Raw genomic sequence first — 16,640 nt, forward strand, 5'->3', positions numbered from 1 at the left:
AATTTTACCCCCGTTTCAAACCAGGCAATGATCCACACGATTACCAAAGAGCAAGAGCACGATTTTGAATGGATTGATATTGAAGCTCCCACGAAAGAAGAATTAAAGGATGCAGGAAACACATACCGCCTGCACGAATCGCATATTGCAGACCTGCAGCAGCACGATCACCTGCCGAAGGTGGAAAAGCTGGACGGATACGTGTTTATCATCATCCGCTCACATGCTGAAAAAACAGGACCACAGGCCGATACCGTCACCGAGCTGACCGACAAGGTGGCCATTTTTATGAATGAGCACCAGGTAATCACCATTCACAAAAAGCCATGGTCGGTGCCGGAAATGATTAGAGATAACCAGCTCGAAAACAACGATTGCAAAACTGCTCACCAGCTTGTCAATGAAATTGTAAAAAATTGTCTGACAACATTTGAAACGCAGTCCGACAAGCTCATCAAGGACATTGAGTACTATGAAGAAAACATGTTCCTCAAAAACCGGAAAGCTTCGCTCCTGCAGGGATTGTACTACCTGAGGAGGAGGGTGGAGGTAACCCGGCGCGTGATCATGCTTACCCACGAAATTGTAGACAAACTCGATGCCCCGGACCGCACCAATGCCTATACCCGCGATACCCGGGACCTGTATGTCAAACTACAGAGTATTTACGATACGCTTTTTGAAAATATGAACCAGCTGGTAATGATCTACTTCTCGATTTCTTCCCAGCGCACCAATGAAATTGTCCGGGTATTAACGTTATTTTCAGTATTTTTCATGCCGCTGACTTTTATTGTAGGTATCTACGGCATGAACTTCGACTACATGCCGGAGCTTCACTGGAAGTGGGGTTACCCGGGTGTGATGATTCTCATGGCTGTGATTACCGCCGCCGTTTACGCCTGGTTCAAGAAAAAGGGCTGGCTGTGACGGTTTTTAACCCTGAACCCATGATCCTTAATTATAAGCGGCTACTTTCTCCGGCTTTTGCCTGTCTGCTCCTGGGAATGCTTTGTACGGCTGCGATGGCTGCAGTTCCCAAACCACCGGCCGACCTTAAAGCGACGGCCGTATCTCCCAGCCAGATTACCCTTACCTGGACCGATGCATCTGCCGACGAAACAGCTTTCGAGCTGGAACAATCGGCTGATGGTAAAACATTTGTAAAGCTTGCCGAGGTAGCTGTGAATGTGGTGACCTACCAGCATACCGGCCTGAAAGCCTCCACCGCATATTGGTACAGGATACGCTCCAAAAATGCTTCCGGCGCATCCGCTTACTCGGCCATAGCAAATGCTACCACCCAGCCGCCATTGATCACCATCCCCAAAGCCCCGGATGTGCTGACGGCCACTGCCGCTTCGGGAACCAGGATCAACCTGGCGTGGAGCGACAATGCTTCTGACGAGACGGGCTTTGAGCTGGAACGTTCGCTCAATGGGACCAATTTTATCAAAATAGCCGATCTGCCTGCCAATACCGAAGCATTTGCCGACACCGGCCTGGTGCCTGTGACGCGCTATTGGTACCGAATCCTGGCAAAAAATACTGCCGGCAAATCGGCCTACTCCAATATCGCCAGCGCGGCTACCTTGCAGGTTGTGCCCGCCGCACCCACCGGCTTGCAGGCAAACGCCACATCATCTTCCCAGATCAATCTGACCTGGCGGGACAATGCTGGCAATGAAACAGGATACGAGGTAGAAAGATCGCCCGACGGAAATACCTTTACGAGAGTCGGAACCCTGCCGCCGAATGCCGCCAGTTTTGGCAGCCTCGGCCTCACGCCGGACACCCGGTACTATTACAGGGTGAGAGCCGTCAATGCAGTGGGTGTGTCTCCGTACAGCAATGTGGCTGCTGCCACTACCCAGCGCATTCCTGTTCCCGCACAGCCCGAGCGCCTCACGGCCGTGCCGCTGGCGCCGGCACTCATCCAGCTGAGATGGGCACCGGTGAGCGGCGGTCCGAGCCAGATCGTCGTGGAGCGATCCAAAGGTCTGGATGAAAACTATGCAGCCATTGCCAATCTGCCGGGCAATGCTACCAGTTACGAGGACAAGGATTCCCTTGAAGTTGACGATTATCAGTACCGCATTAAAGCCACCAATGCAGGCGGGGATTCGCCTTACAGCCTGCTGGCCATTGTTCGTGCGTCTTCCATTATTACCGGAGAAGTGCTTCCTGCCGGCGCCGAAGTGTATGTCGCTGATGGCAGGCAGCTTGTGGTGAAGCTTATGCAGGTACAGCCCGCCCAGCTTCGTATTTATGACCCGACTGGCCGCAGGGTTGTGAAACGGACGTTTTCCTCCCCGGCTTATATTAGTCTGGACTGGCTTCCTGCGGGCATTTATATTGTAGTTGTAGAAGCGGGCCAAATGGTTTTTACACGCAGGATTTTTGTTTATTAAACACTTAACCCTTGAACTATGAAACATTTTACCTGGTTGGTGGCTGCATTTTGCCTGATGCTCCAAAGCGGACATCTGGCCGCTCAGACAAAAAAGAAGTACGTCGTCAACGGCTATGTGGGCGGCTTTCGCGGGCTGGTCAATACGGAAGAGATTGATGCGGAAAAGCTGACGCACATCAACTATGCATTTGTCAATGTGCAGGACAGCCTGGCGATACTGACGAATCTGACCACCGACTCCACCAATTTTCGCAACCTCAATCTGCTTAAAAAAAGAAATCCCGACCTGAAAATCCTCATCTCAATTGGTGGCTGGGCATGGAGTGAGAATTTTTCTGATGCTGTACTGACGGAAACTTCCCGCGCCAAATTTGCCAAATCAAGCGTGGACATCGTCCGGCAGTTTGATCTGGATGGTGTTGATATCGACTGGGAGTACCCGGCTATGAAAGGCGAGGAAGGGAATGTTTACCGGCCTGAGGACAAGCAGAACTTCACCCTGATGTTCAAGGCGATCCGGTTTGAGCTGGATATGCTTGAAAAAGAAAAAGGGCGGAAGTACCAGCTTACTACGGCTGTGGGCGGCTCACAATCGTTTGTAGATAATACCGAAATGGGGCTGGTCCAGCAGTATACCGACTTTATTTTTATCATGACCTATGATTACGGTGGAAAGAACAACACCGTATGGCACCACACCAACCTGTATGGAAAAGGCGACGTGTCATCTGCAGACCGGTCTGTGAAGAGCTTTATGGCTGCCGGTGTGCCGGCCGGAAAGATCGTACTCGGTGCGGCTTTTTACGGCAAAGGCTGGGAAGCCGAAACGACCAATCACCACGGGCTTGGTGAAAAAAGGGTGCGCAGGGCTGACGGCGGCGGGTATACCAAGCTGAAAGATACGCTCATTGACCAAAACGGTTATAAGAAATACTACGACCGGAAAGCACATGCGCCTTATCTTTTCAACGATTCAACCAAGGTGCTGATCACTTACGAAGACGAAAAGTCGATCCGGGACAAAAGTAAATACGTGAAGAAAAACGGACTGGCGGGCATTTTCTTCTGGGAATATTTCAGCGATCCAAAAGAATACCTCATCACGGAAATCAGCCGTAATCTCGATTAACGGCCCACAAGCGAAAGCAGGTCGGAGCGGGAGAGGGATTTAAGAATGGATGTATCTGTTTTGACGAGGTCCTCAGCCAGCTCCTTCTTGGTTTTTTGTAATTCCATGATTTTCTCCTCGATGGTATCCGGGCAGATCAGCCTTACAGCAATGACGTTTTTGTGCTGGCCAATGCGGTAGCTGCGGTCGATGGCCTGGTTTTCAACAGCCGGGTTCCACCAGGGATCGATTAGATAAACATAGTCGGCTTCCGTCAGGTTGAGCCCGGTACCGCCTGCTTTGAGGCTGATCAGAAACACCCTTACCGACTGCTCACGCTGGAAACGGTCTACGATGGCGGCCCGGTCCTTGGTTTGTCCCGTCAGGTATTCAAACTGTATTCCGCTGCGGACAAGCTCATCGCGGATGAGGTCCAGCATGGATACAAACTGCGAGAATACGAGGATCTTGTGCTCTCCTGCCTTACTTCCGATCTGCTCCATGAGTACGTCGATCTTTGCCGATGCATTGCCATAATACAGATGATCATTCAGCAAAGCCGGCGAATCGCAGATCTGCCGGAGCTTGGTTAACCCCTGCAGAATGTGCAGCGACTTGCGGGGTATGTCGATTTCCTGCGTACCATTGAGATAGTTGAAAAATTCGAGCTCATAGGCATTGTACACTTTCCGCTGCTCATCGCCCATTTCACAGTACAATACCATCTCCGTTTTTTCCGGGAGTTCTTTGGCAACCTGCCGCTTCGTCCGGCGGAGTATGAACGGGTTAATGCGCTTTTGAAGCTCCATCGCACGTGCATTATCCTTGAAGCGGTCGATGGGCATGGAAAAATGATTGCGGAACTGGGTTTTGGTGCCGAGCAATCCCGGGCACGCAAATGAAAGCTGCCCATACAGGTCAAAGGTGTTGTTTTCCACAGGTGTTCCCGTCAGTACCAGCCTGTTGCGCGATTGCAGCAGGCGTGCTGCCTTGTAGCGCTGGGATTCCGGATTTTTAATCGCCTGAGACTCGTCCAGGATGATGTAGTTAAAACGGTATTTTTTCAAAAAATTCACATCTGAAAGCAGCGTACCGTAAGAAGTCAGGATTACCTCGTAGCGGTCAAATTCATGCACGTCGGTCACCCGGCCCGGGCCATATACAGTAAGTACTTTCATGGACGGCGCAAATTTTTCCATTTCACCCTGCCAGTTGAAGATCAATGAGGTAGGTACGATAATAAGGTTGGTGTTCTGCTTCACTTTGGCCCTTTGCGACAGGAGGAATGCAATCACCTGTACCGTTTTGCCCAGCCCCATATCATCAGCAAGACAGCCTCCAAAGCCGAAATCATCGAGGAAGTTGAGCCAGTTGAGTCCTTCCTGCTGGTAGTGGCGCAGCGATGCCGCCAGCTCTGCGGGTACCTTTGTTTCGTGGATAGCGTCAAAATCGGCGAAGCGGGTTTGGAGAAAACGGATTTCGTCCCGCACTTCCTTATCCAGCATTTCCGCATCGTACATCTCAGCTACCGACTGGAAGGCTATCCTGGGTGTGCGTATGGTTTCGCCGGCGATTTCGCCCGCCTCAAAAAATCCCGCAAATTTTTCGAGCCACTGGGCAGGCAGCATGCCCGTGGTGCCATCGTCCAGCTGTACATACCGCGTGTGGTTTTTGACAGCTTTGTGTAAATGCTTGAGGGTAACCTTCTGATTTCCGAAAAAGACATTTGCGGTGGTGTTAAACCAGTTGATACCGCTGATCACATGTACCGATACCCTTGCCTTGTTCAGGTTAAAGCGCTGTTTCATGATCTTGTTGAAGCCCAGGATGCGAATGTCTTCCTCCTGCCATTCTTCAAAAATCATTGGAAACCAGTCTTCACTCAGGAACCGGGTTTTGTGTAAATAAAAGAAATTGCGCCCCTCGTTCTGCTCCTCGAAATCGGGATGCTGCCTCCTCAATATGCTGATAAAGCGCACCTCCTCGGCATCCTGCCGGGCCACCACGAAGGGATTTCCGTGCCCGTCGATGGCATAAATCTGCTTTTCTGAAAATACAGGCACCTCCACCGGCCCGTAGCGGATCACGGGCGTAATCAGGATATACTGGCCAGTCTCTTCGAGGTAGATGATCTTCTCGCGTTCGTCATTAAAACCCTGTTCTTCCAGCTGCCTGGGGGTAGCAGGCCTGAGGTAGGAATAGGTAATCCGGATGCGGTTTTCAAGACGGGAAAGCAGCTGCGTTCTGAATTCCTCAAACTTGGACGCATGTACCATGATTTTCTGGTTGTGCTGCCGGAAAAAGGATACGATTTTGAGCGTGTCCTCACTCCCGATCAAATGCAATGCATCCTGGTGCAGTACAAAATAGTCAAACCGGATCGTAATCGTTTCCAGGTCCAATGCCACACCATTGAGCAGCAGTTCACCCGAAATCTGGAAAAACTGATTTTTCTGATCGATCATCAGTTGTGGTTCCATTTCTGTGCGCTCCATACGCACCGGCACGAGCGAGGCCACACTGATGTTCTCGGATATGCTCGAATTATGATAGTAAAAATCAATTTCCAGCGGATTTCTGACAACAGATTTCAGTCCGGCCAGGTCGGTGGACGTTTTACTGTTCCGGAAATTATTGGAAAACGATGCCACGGCGGAGTAAAACTTTACCACGCTAGTGTCGGCCTCGTCCCACATCATTTCCAATGCATTGAGTGGTACAAGCGGGTTTTTCAGCTTGCCGTCGCGGGTTGTCGGCGCATCGTACAGTTCCAGAAAAAAATGATCATAATACTTGTTCTGACCCAGTACAGCGATCATTTTCCGGTTTTCTGCCACTGCCTTTTCGCCGGGCAGCTCGGGCGGTGCCGCGGGCATCAGCCGGGTTTCGAGCTGTGCAACCGAGGCTGCATTTACGGGGATAAGTTCTTTAAGCCGGGGTTTGATCAGCAGCTCTTTGCCGGCCAGTTCCAGTGCGAAAAACCGGTCGGGTTCCGGTTCATTTTCCATACCATAGTCGGCGGCTGCCTGGCGGATCTTTTCGTGCCGGAGCGGCTGATCGAAAAATGCACGCAGGTCTTTGTATCGTAAAATATTATAAAGAAGCTGGATCTGATGCGGGCACAGTTTCCGTTCCGGTGCCCCGCATTCGCAGCTCAGGATCACGCTCGTTTTATTCTGGCGAAGCACTACTTTCACAAAGTCCGTGTAGGCGGCAGGGATTTTGAATATACCGTAATCCACGTCGATTGCCTCGGGTACAATATCAAAAAAGCCCCGCTTTTCCGTGGAAGGCAGCTCGGCGCTGTGGTTCAGGATCACGGAATGCGTCAGTTCGGCCAGGTTGAAGTTGTCCAGAACGTAGGTATGCAGATTGGTACGGATCACGCCAGTGGAAAAAACAATGGAAATTAAGTCGGGAAACCTGTTAAAGGTAGTCACAAGCTGCCCATAACCGGGTTTTATTGTCTGATAAAATCACGAACTTGCCGCACGCCTTTACAGGTCGGGCTTGTATTTGAAAGATCAAATTTAAACATTCTGAAATCATGAAAATAGGCATTGCAGCAGACCACGGAGGATTTGAGCTCAAAGAAAACCTTAAAACATTCCTCACCTCGCAGGGGTACGAAGTGCAGGATTTCGGTGCATTCGAGCTCAACAGTCAGGATGATTACCCTGATTTCGTGGTTCCGCTTTCGAAGGCAATCGCAGGCGGCGAGGTTGATCGCGGACTGGCGGTTTGCGGCAGCGGGGTGGGCGCATCGGTCGTGGCCAATAAAGTCCACGGGGTGCGTGCCGCACTGATCAATGATCACTTTTCGGCCCATCAGGGTGTTGAGGACGATGACCTCAATTTGTTGTGCCTCGGCGGCCGGGTAACGGGCAGCATGGCCGCCCAGGAACTCGTAACCGCTTTCCTGAAGGCAGAGTTTACCGGGGCTGAAAGGCATATGCGCCGGCTCGGAAAGGTAAAAGCATTGGAACAGAACCAGGGTTGAAAGCGCTTTAAACCCATTTTGGCACTATTATTTTGCAAAATCGCGTTGATGAAAACACCCGCGTACCTCATAAGGCATACCGCTTTTTTACTTTTCTGCATTTCCGGCTGGGCACAGGGCCAGCAGACATCCGGCACCACCAGCGTAACCCGGGCCGACTCGGTGGCCGCAAAGCTCGACAGCGTATCCAAACCGCCGCCACCCCTGTTTGATACGATCCGGTACCGGTTTATCGGCGATGGTAACTTCACCAGCGGGAACGTGAACCGCAGCCTGATGGTACTGCGTGCGGAACTCACATTCAGCGGGCCGGCTATCAATATTGCTACCAACCCGCGGTTTACCTACGGTAAGCAAAATGGCTTCCTCGCCGAGCGGGATAGCTATGTGGACGTTTTCGTGGATATTTTTAAAAAAAGCCGCACTTATATGTTCGGGCTCGGGGCGCTGGAAACCAGCAACCTGAGGCGCATTGTACTACGGGTCATGGGCGGCGCAGGCGTGGGATACCGGCTAATCGAGGGTACGGCCAACAACCTTACCCTGACCAATGCAATCCTGTACGAATCAACGGATTTCAGGGAAATAGCGACGGTGACGACCGCACGTAATTCGTTCAGGGTGAAAGGGAAGCACTCCATTTTACAGGATAAGATCAGGATCAATCACATTACTTTCATACAACCTGCATTGAACGATTTATCCAACCTTCGCTGGAATACCATTTTCACATTTGAGCTCCCGCTGAACAAATGGGTGACATTGCGTACCAGCTTTGAGAACTCCTATGAAAGTGTCGTGGAGGCTACCCGGAAGAGAAATGATTCACGGATTACATTCGGGGTTTCAGTCGGGAATAAATAGTTGATCGTGGCCGGGCAGGCTTGTCAGGGAATGCTGTAAAGAATGCTGTCCTTGCTGTTGACACATTAAAATTGCCGGACATGTGTCTTGTTATAGAAACGCAACACCAACCCAGCTTGCAATGAAAGATTCACAGGATGACCGCCGCCAGTTTATCAAGAACTCCGTCAATACCGCAGCAGGGCTGCTCATGTTTCCTGCGCTGGCACCCGAGCGTGCCGTCCATATAACATCTGCCGCACAGGCACAACCTGCTTTTTCAAAGGCGGCCGCTTCAGTAAAGTTTTCGGTTATTGGAATGAACCACGGGCATATTTACGGGCAGGTCGAAGCGATGCTCCGGAGCGGGGGCGAGCTGGTGTCTTTTTACGCCAAGGAAGCCAACCTGAATGCAGAGTTTGCAAAAAAGTATCCCCAGGCCAAACAGGCAAAAAGCGAGGAAGAAATCCTTGAAGATAAATCCATCCAGCTGATCCTGAGCGCGGGTATTCCCGACGAGCGGGCGCCGCTGGGCATCCGCGTGATGAAAAGCGGCAAGGATTACATGGTGGACAAGCCCGGCATTACTACACTCGAACAACTGACGCAGGTACGCAAGGTGCAAAAGGAAACCAAGCATATTTATTCCATCATGTACAGCGAACGCCTCGAAAACCGCGCTACGATCAAGGCCGGCGAACTGATCCGGCAGGGCGTGATCGGGAAAGTGGTACAGACGATCGGTCTGGGTCCTCACCGAATGAACACAGCAACTCGTCCCGAGTGGTTCTTCGACAAAAAACGTTTTGGCGGGATTATCTGTGACATCGGGTCGCACCAATTCGACCAGTTCCTGTTTTTTACGGGAAGTACCAAAGCGGAAGTGGTAGCGTCGCAGGTAGGCAATGTAAATCACCCGCAATATCCCAAATTCGAAGATTTCGGGGATGTAATGCTCAGCGGCAATGGAGGCGCCGGCTACATCCGGGTCGACTGGTTCACGCCGGATGGCTTGAAAACGTGGGGAGACGGCCGGCTTACCGTACTCGGCACCGAAGGATATATTGAGATCCGAAAGAATATCGACATTGCCGGGCGCGAAGGCGGAAACCATCTTTTTGTGGTCAATAATAAGGATACGCAGTACATCGACTGCAGCGCAGTGACTTTGCCTTACGGCCGGCAGCTTTTGGAAGACGTAGTCAACCGCACCGAAACGGCCATGTCGCAGGAGCAATGCTTTCTGGCCACCGAACTTGCCCTCAAAGCGCAGAAAAATGCGAAAATGCTGAATATGGTAAGTTAGCATCGAGTTGTCTGGACATCCAGCAGCTGGAAATAATGCCTGTAAAAAGCGGAGGCGAAGGATACTTTCCTTCGCCTCCGCTTTTTACAGGCTATTACTTAGAATGCCAGCAATACTATCAGAGCAATATATCAGCCTTCTGATAATGCTGCAAAATCTTCTTCGGACAGGTTGATACTTGCTGCGGCGAGGTTTTCGTGCAGGTGTTCCACAGAGCTGGTACCCGGAATCAGTAGGATATTCGGTGAGCGTTTCAGCAGCCATGCGAGGGCAATCTGGGCGGTTGTTGCACCATGCTTTTCAGCAATGCTCCGGATTTTTGCTTCCATTTTGGCCGGTCCTGATGCCAGTGGGAACCAGGGAATAAATGCCATGTTACGGCCTTCCGTATAGTCTACGATTTCTTCCCATTTCCGGTCGCCCAGGTTATACAGGTTTTGTACGGACACGATGGGGACTATCTTTTCAGCCCTTTCAATTTGTGCAATATCTACTTCCGACAACCCTACATGCTTGATTTTTCCTGCATTCACCGCTTCCACCACGGGTGCGAGGGTTTCTTCTATGGGGAATTTCGGGTCAAAGCGGTGGAGTTGCCAGAGGTCAATGGATTCCAGTTTCAGGCGTTTAAGGCTGCCTCCAATGGCTTCGCGGATATGGTTGGGGTCTCCGTTGACCGGCCATTGGTTCGGGCCGGTGCGTTCGAGTCCGCCTTTGGTGGCAATCAGCAGATTTCCGGGGTAGGGGTGCAGTGCCTCTGCGATCAGTACTTCATTGGTATGGGGCCCGTAGGAATCAGCCGTATCGATAAAGGTCACACCTGCTTTCACAGCTTCCTGTAATACCTGCTTAGCTTTTTCGCGATCGGGAGCATCTCCCCAAACGCCATGCCCAGTCAGCTGCATCCCGCCGTAACCTACTCTGTTGATCTCGATTTCACCTCCGATCCGGAAGGTTAATGTATTATCTGTTTGTGCACTCATTGTTTTTTTTGATTAAAGTTCTGCTGCCGGCGTATCCACCGCGCAGGTAACAGTAATTGCCTAAAAAACATGCCGCAGGCGCCGGCCTGGCAGTTTGTGGCACGATTTTGTCGTTTTGCCGGCTGAACTTAACATCAAGAAACATGGAAACTACTGTGTACGAGGATCACGCCCGTGCATTGATCGCCGAGATCAGGCAACTCGTGGAGGCGAAGGGGCTGGACTTGACTGCCGCTATGGCAGATGCGGGCATTGCCGACGAAACTACCCGGCAAATCCTGGACGAACAGGCAATACCATCCCTGCCCGACTTTCTGGCGATGTGCCAGATATCCGGCATATCGTTTCAGCTCCCCTCGATCGAGACTCCCGATACACCCATGTAGCGCAGATTGTATCTCTGATAACACTCCCAGCAAGCCCGGTCCAACGCCGGGCTTGCTGCATTTCGGGGGTATCCAGCAGCCGTTTGCTCAATGCGTGAAAATATTTTAAAAATTTTTTGAAAAATATTTTGTGAGAATGCAGAATCAAAGTGCATTTCACCTGTAAAAATGCCTATTGGTTAAATCCACTCAGAAGAATATTCGGAATTGACAATGAAAATTAGAAAAGTATTTGGTGTTAAAAGTAAAGTATACTTAAACTTCTGCACCAACCTTCCGGCTCAAAATGTTACTTGGCGGCTTTTTTGGTTTTACAGTTGGTTTTAAATTTTTGATCTTTAAATAATACCATGTTTCTGTTTGATCAGACTGGTGTTTCAGAGCTTTCAAACCCAGGTTTATACCGAATGATCTATCGGTCAAGATGCTCTTTATGCTTTGTATTCAAAATATTGTATTACATTTGTAACAGAAATCAAGATCAGAAAACAAAAAAGAACATAAACACTATTAACGATGAAAAATACAAAAAACATCCTAGTTGGAGCCATGCTGGCCATGACTATTGCGACTTACGCTAATGCTTCTAATAACGTATATAAAGCAGAAGAAAAAACCAAGGTGACCGGCCTTAACCAGTCGCTGCCCGTATCGCTTCCGGCTTTGGACGGTCCGGCTCCTTTGAAAGAAAAAGTTGCCCTGGAAAACAGCAAGCATACAGCTGCACAAAAAGCAGCCATCGTAGGTCTGCAACTGAAAAGCAATACTGCGAAGTAATCAGCAGCACTGACACCAGCCTCAGAAATCAAAGGGAAGCACATTGCTTCCCTTTTTTGTTGCCCTTACTTTTTTGAAGTGCTGCTTAATACCCTAAAGTTCGCCGACATTAAAGCGAAAGCTGCGAGAAAACAATATATTTCGGGATGTTACATCCGGGATCAGCTACAAGCTGGACCGGAAAACTGACCAACCAATCCCACCTCATGAAGTTGTTGCTTGTTGAAGATGAACCGAGTGTGATATCGCTGATACAGCGCAGCCTGTCGGCCTCCGGGCATGAAGTTGCCGTTGCGATGGACGGACAGTCGGGACTGCAGATGGCCTCCCAGCATGTATTTGACGTGATTATCCTGGACCTGATGCTGCCGGTGATCAATGGAATGGAAGTGTGCCGCCGCCTTCGCGATGCAGGATTTGTGACGCCTATCCTGATGCTTACGGCGCTGGGAACCACTGAAAATATTGTTTCGGGCCTGGATGCCGGTGCTGACGATTACCTGACCAAACCTTTCAAGCTGGCAGAACTCGAAGCAAGGCTGCGGACCCTGGCCAGGCGCGGAAAAGAACCCGAATCTGACAAAACGGAACATGTACTGACGCTGGGTGACCTGGTGCTTGATAAGGATACCAAGAAAGTAAAGCGGGGACAGGAGGAAATTGATCTTACCGCCACCGAGTTCAGGCTGCTGGAATACCTGCTGGCCAACCAGAACCGCGTGCTGAACCGGATGGAAATCCTGGAAAATGTATGGGACATCAATTTCAACCTGGGTACCAATGTAGTGGATGTTTACATCAACTACCTGCGCAAGAAAATTGATAAAAATCACGCTGCCAAACTCATCCACACGGTATTTGGAATGGGGTACGTGCTGCGGCTTTCCTATGAAAATTCAAAATAAGATCGCACTGCTTTTTACGATCCTGTCAGGAGGTATTATACTGGCACTGAGTGTCATGCTATACTTTTTTGCTACCGAAAGTATTTCAGAAAGCTTTTTCCACCGGCTCGAAGTACGCTCCGACATTGTGGGGCACGCTGCCCTGGAAGAGAACCGGTCGCGTACATCCATTTACTACGCGATTAAGGAAAAGCACCTGGGCGATCTGCCTTTTGAGAAACACAGGGTGATCTGGGACAAGGATACGCTCCGCATCAAAACAGTTCAGGCTCAGCTGCCCATGCCGGCTTCATTCTACACGTCCATCGGTCTCCACCGTCCGGTACGTTTTTCCAAAGGTGATACAAGCTATGTAGGGCTTGAAATCCGGCATTTGGGGCGGATGGCTGTGGTGATCTCCTCCGCCGTCGACCTGTTTGGGCAGGAAGAAATAGATTACCTTCAGAAATTGCTTGTGGTGGGCTTTCTGATATCCCTTGCGCTGGTGTTTACCTCCGGTAAACTGTTTTCCGGGCAGATCTTCAAGCCTGTAAGGCAGATCATCCGCAATGTGAACGGCATCAGCGCGCACAACCTCAACCAGCGTCTCACCGTCAAGGATACCAACGATGACATTTCTAATCTTGCCAAAACGTTCAACGATATGCTGGACAGGCTGGAAATTACCTTTGAGATCCAGAATAACTTTGTCAGCAATGCTTCCCACGAGTTTAAAACCCCGCTTACTGTCATCAGCGGGGAGGCGCAGCTCGGACTTTCGGCTCCCGAACTTTCAGAGGCTGCCAGGCAGTCATTTACAACCATTTACAAAGAGTCGGAGCGGCTCGAACACCTAACCAATAGTATGCTGAGCCTGGCGCAAACAGGTTTTGACGGCAAAAAAGAGCAGTGGACGCAGCTGCGCATTGATGAGCTGATTATCGCCGTCAAGGAAGCTGTCAACAAAATAATGCCTTCCAATCAGGTTGAAATAGATTTTAACCTGCTACCTGAAGATGAAGAGCGACTGGTGGTAAGCGGCAACGAAGCCCTGCTGAAAGCGGCATTTACGAACATTGTACTCAACAGCTGCAAGTACTCCGACAACAAGCCCGTGCTCATTTCCATCCGCGCCGACCGTGCCCATGTGATCGTTGACATCCTGGATCAGGGCATTGGAATTCCCGACCGTGAGATTGCCCAGATCTTCGTGCCTTTTTTCAGGGCTTCCAATACAGGTAAGTACAAGGGGTACGGGATTGGACTGCCGCTTGCACATAATATCATCCGGATGCACAAGGGGAGCGTGAACGTCGAAAGTCAGGTCGACAAAGGAACACGTTTTGTGACTTTCCTGCCCGTAGCCTAGCGCCTTCTCATTACTTTCTAATATTCTTAACGAATTTTAATGATCTTCTTAGACGATTATAATCGTCTTCTTAATCGGGCCTAATACCTCTGCTGTAACATTGCATTGTCAAATTTTTTACGAAAAAGATTGTCAATCAAAACATTGCAGCATGAAGACGATCATCATACCCAGTGATTTTTCAGGTGAAAGCATCCAGGTGGCCGAAACGGTGGTGAGGGACTCGGCAGAGGAGGTCCGCCTGGTTTTTATACATCTTTTCCACGTCTCCCACGACATCCAGGACCTGCTCTTCCTGCAGGAGCGGGAGCGTGAGTACTCCTACGTATCCGACCAGTTCTGGGAGGAATGCAAAATGCTGAAAGACTTGTTCGGAAGACGGCTCAAAAGCATCCGGATCGACTTTTACTACGGCAATAAGCTCGCTTCGTTCAAGAATTTCCTTGAACATCATGAAACTACCGCCATCGCAATCTCTGAAAGTTACGGCGTCCCGAAGCTCAACAAAAACAGCATCGATGCCGTACCGGTGCTCAGAAAATGCGGGTACCCCATCGTCGATACCGATCTGATCCATGTATCTGCACTCACTGCATCAGGCACAACATTCCGCAGGCCCGAGGTTAATTTTTAATACAAAAAAACAGTCCGATTATGCTTTTGAAGAAAAATATCCCGATAGGTTACATTTTTGGTAAAATCAAGTACCAGGTGTTGTTTGTGACTGTTTATGGGGTAGCCATTGAAGTAATCTACCAGAATTACCATATCACCAACATCACCATCCCCATTACCGTCACGTCCGTGCTGGGTACCATCATCTCCCTGCTGCTGGCATTCCGGTCCAATCAGGCCTATGACCGCTGGTGGGAAGCCCGCATTGTGTGGGGCGCGATCGTGAACGATTCCCGCACCTTCGCCCGGCAGGTGATTTCGTTGATGGACGACAGCTTTCAGCCGCTGGCGCTGGACGCATTCAAACAGCGGATGATCAACCGGCAGATTGCCTGGTGCTATGCATTGGGTAAAGGGCTGCGTAAGGAAGATCCCATGTCCATTGTCCGCAAGCACCTTTCGGAAGAGGATTTTGAGTATATCAAGGAATTTGATACCAAGCACGTGGGACTGATGCAGCTGCACGCCCGTGACCTCAACAATGCATTGAAGCAGGGCTGGATCAATGCATATCAGCAAGTTGAAATTGACCGGACGGTTACGCGTCTTTGCGATGCGATGGGCAAGTGTGAGCGGATCAAAAACACCGTTTTTCCCGCAACATACAGCCTCTACATTCACTTGGCACTCAACTTTTTTGTCCTGCTGCTGCCATTTGCACTGGTTGATCTGTTTGGATTTCTGATGGTGCCGGTGCTGGTAGTGACTACGTCCTTCTTTTTCCTGATTGAAAAAATGGCCATTCACTTACAGGATCCGTTTGAGAACAAGCCGACGGACACGCCGATGCTGACAATTTCAAGCAACATTGAGCGTGACCTTAAACAGATGACGAAAGACCATTATGAGCCTTCGCCCCAGCATGCGGGTAAGTTTTACGTTCTCTGAACATCCAAACGCCGGCATTCAGCCGGCGTTTTCTTTTGCACTACCATTTGCGAAGGCCATTGTGGATATCCGTGAGAATGCTGCAGTCGTCCCGCACCCAGTTGCCTGTGTTGTGCCCGGGATGTTTGGCTTTGAGCAGATAGTCCTCGAAAATAGCCCGGGCTTCCAGCGCATTTTCACGCGAATAAAAACAGTTGATCCACGACTGAGGCATTTTGTCTTCTTTTACCACACCCACTCCTACATTGAAAAGCTTGATAATACCCTCCGAGAACTCCCACGAAACCGTTTGATCCTTCCTGAGCGCGGCATTATTGAGCAGGTAGGCATTATGCCGGATGTAGTTGGTAAGCCGGTAAACAAGCTGGCTGCGGTTTTCGGGGCGCTGGGGCCGGATGCGCCAGGTGTTGTTGGATGGATGAAAAGGATCTTCCCTGAACCCACCGGTGCGCCGCGCATACTCTACCAGCGACACGCTGTTGCCCGGCGAGAAATCAAGTACCAGCATCCGCGATCCCTCCCGGGTTACGTCAAAGTCCATCGCGATTTCCAGAGTACTCCGGCCTGAGGTCAGGAAAAGGGACGACGTGCTTGTGTCAACGGCCCACCGGCCCTGGTCGTACTCACCATTGGTGCGGATCTGCGTAAATGTACTGTCTTCAAAAAAAGAGATCAGCAGCTCATGGTTGTCGGTTACCTGTTGTCTCAGCAGCTTTTTTCCGCGCGGGTCCACGATCATCGCCTCATCCATTTCACTGATTCCCGTCAGTCGCCAGGTACCGCTGAGGTTCCGGCTGCGCGCGAGTTCCATCCGCTCGCGGTAGCTCAGTGCCGGCTTTTTGATCCCGGAGCGGTATATGATCCCGTGGTGGTCGAATATCGTGATCATAATAAAGAGCAAAAGAAGCTTGACGGCAGTCATACGGGATCAGGCAGGTCGGTATGGATAAATTTATGAAATTCTTTAAACAACAAAATATAACTGCAAACGCAGGATTGAGTAAGTCA

Annotated in this window: 15 protein-coding genes; 12 read left to right on the forward strand and 3 right to left on the reverse strand. The window is 50.3% G+C overall.

Features of this window, described 5'->3' with window-relative positions; genetic code table 11:
- The first annotated feature begins 27 nt into the window (after window positions 1-27).
- From HWI92_RS01310 to HWI92_RS01320, 3 genes are read left to right on the forward strand one after another with little or no spacing between them, the layout of a single operon-like run.
- Window positions 28-930, forward strand: a complete 903-nt coding sequence (locus tag HWI92_RS01310) for a magnesium transporter CorA family protein (RefSeq protein WP_204660410.1) — start codon at window positions 28-30, stop codon at window positions 928-930.
- Between the two features lie 20 nt (window positions 931-950).
- Window positions 951-2,411, forward strand: coding sequence for a fibronectin type III domain-containing protein (locus tag HWI92_RS01315; protein ID WP_204660411.1), 1,461 nt, complete (start codon window positions 951-953; stop codon window positions 2,409-2,411).
- An 18-nt stretch (window positions 2,412-2,429) separates the two neighbouring features.
- A complete protein-coding gene (locus HWI92_RS01320) occupies window positions 2,430-3,542 on the forward strand; it encodes a glycoside hydrolase family 18 protein (protein ID WP_204660412.1) in 1,113 nt (370 codons plus the stop codon).
- Here HWI92_RS01320 and HWI92_RS01325 read toward each other — a convergent pair.
- Entirely contained in the window at window positions 3,539-6,907 is a 3,369-nt protein-coding gene (locus tag HWI92_RS01325) for a DEAD/DEAH box helicase (RefSeq protein ID WP_229248692.1), read from the reverse strand. The two genes, HWI92_RS01320 and HWI92_RS01325, sit on opposite strands and share 4 nt — an antisense overlap.
- A gap of 161 nt (window positions 6,908-7,068) precedes the next feature.
- Here HWI92_RS01325 and HWI92_RS01330 point away from each other — a divergent pair, with 161 nt between their 5' ends.
- From HWI92_RS01330 to HWI92_RS01340, 3 genes are all read left to right on the forward strand, one after another.
- Window positions 7,069-7,521, forward strand: coding sequence for an RpiB/LacA/LacB family sugar-phosphate isomerase (locus HWI92_RS01330; protein WP_204660413.1), 453 nt, complete (start codon window positions 7,069-7,071; stop codon window positions 7,519-7,521).
- Between the two features lie 48 nt (window positions 7,522-7,569).
- On the forward strand, window positions 7,570-8,385 hold the full coding sequence (locus HWI92_RS01335; protein ID WP_204660414.1) for a DUF481 domain-containing protein: 816 nt from the start codon (window positions 7,570-7,572) through the stop codon (window positions 8,383-8,385).
- A 121-nt stretch (window positions 8,386-8,506) separates the two neighbouring features.
- The gene (locus tag HWI92_RS01340) at window positions 8,507-9,670 is read left to right on the forward strand and encodes a Gfo/Idh/MocA family protein (RefSeq protein ID WP_204660415.1); all 1,164 of its coding nucleotides are present in this window, start codon (window positions 8,507-8,509) and stop codon (window positions 9,668-9,670) included.
- A gap of 131 nt (window positions 9,671-9,801) precedes the next feature.
- On the opposite strand, the gene HWI92_RS01345 is transcribed toward HWI92_RS01340, so the two are convergent.
- Complete coding sequence (locus HWI92_RS01345) at window positions 9,802-10,653, reverse strand: aldo/keto reductase (protein ID WP_204660416.1); 852 nt, start codon at window positions 10,651-10,653, stop codon at window positions 9,802-9,804.
- 143 nt (window positions 10,654-10,796) lie between these two features.
- Here HWI92_RS01345 and HWI92_RS01350 point away from each other — a divergent pair, with 143 nt between their 5' ends.
- From HWI92_RS01350 to HWI92_RS01375, 6 genes are all read left to right on the forward strand, one after another.
- Window positions 10,797-11,039: a transcriptional regulator gene (locus HWI92_RS01350; RefSeq protein WP_204660417.1), complete on the forward strand. Its 243-nt coding sequence runs from the start codon at window positions 10,797-10,799 to the stop codon at window positions 11,037-11,039.
- 516 nt (window positions 11,040-11,555) lie between these two features.
- On the forward strand, window positions 11,556-11,816 hold the full coding sequence (locus tag HWI92_RS01355; RefSeq protein WP_204660418.1) for a hypothetical protein: 261 nt from the start codon (window positions 11,556-11,558) through the stop codon (window positions 11,814-11,816).
- A 206-nt stretch (window positions 11,817-12,022) separates the two neighbouring features.
- The gene (locus tag HWI92_RS01360) at window positions 12,023-12,721 is read left to right on the forward strand and encodes a response regulator transcription factor (protein ID WP_204660419.1); all 699 of its coding nucleotides are present in this window, start codon (window positions 12,023-12,025) and stop codon (window positions 12,719-12,721) included.
- On the forward strand, window positions 12,705-14,069 hold the full coding sequence (locus HWI92_RS01365; protein WP_204660420.1) for a HAMP domain-containing sensor histidine kinase: 1,365 nt from the start codon (window positions 12,705-12,707) through the stop codon (window positions 14,067-14,069). Before HWI92_RS01360 ends, HWI92_RS01365 begins: the two co-directional genes overlap by 17 nt.
- A 151-nt stretch (window positions 14,070-14,220) precedes the next feature.
- On the forward strand, window positions 14,221-14,703 hold the full coding sequence (locus tag HWI92_RS01370; protein WP_204660421.1) for a hypothetical protein: 483 nt from the start codon (window positions 14,221-14,223) through the stop codon (window positions 14,701-14,703).
- Window positions 14,704-14,723: 20 nt separating this feature from the next.
- Window positions 14,724-15,632, forward strand: a complete 909-nt coding sequence (locus tag HWI92_RS01375) for a bestrophin family protein (protein WP_204660422.1) — start codon at window positions 14,724-14,726, stop codon at window positions 15,630-15,632.
- A 40-nt stretch (window positions 15,633-15,672) separates the two neighbouring features.
- Here the strand turns inward: HWI92_RS01375 and HWI92_RS01380 are convergent, their stop codons facing one another.
- The gene (locus tag HWI92_RS01380) at window positions 15,673-16,521 is read right to left on the reverse strand and encodes a hypothetical protein (RefSeq protein ID WP_204660423.1); all 849 of its coding nucleotides are present in this window, start codon (window positions 16,519-16,521) and stop codon (window positions 15,673-15,675) included.
- Window positions 16,522-16,640: the final 119 nt, after the last annotated feature.

Source organism: Dyadobacter sandarakinus (assembly GCF_016894445.1).
Classification (GTDB): Bacteria; Bacteroidota; Bacteroidia; order Cytophagales; family Spirosomataceae; genus Dyadobacter; species Dyadobacter sandarakinus.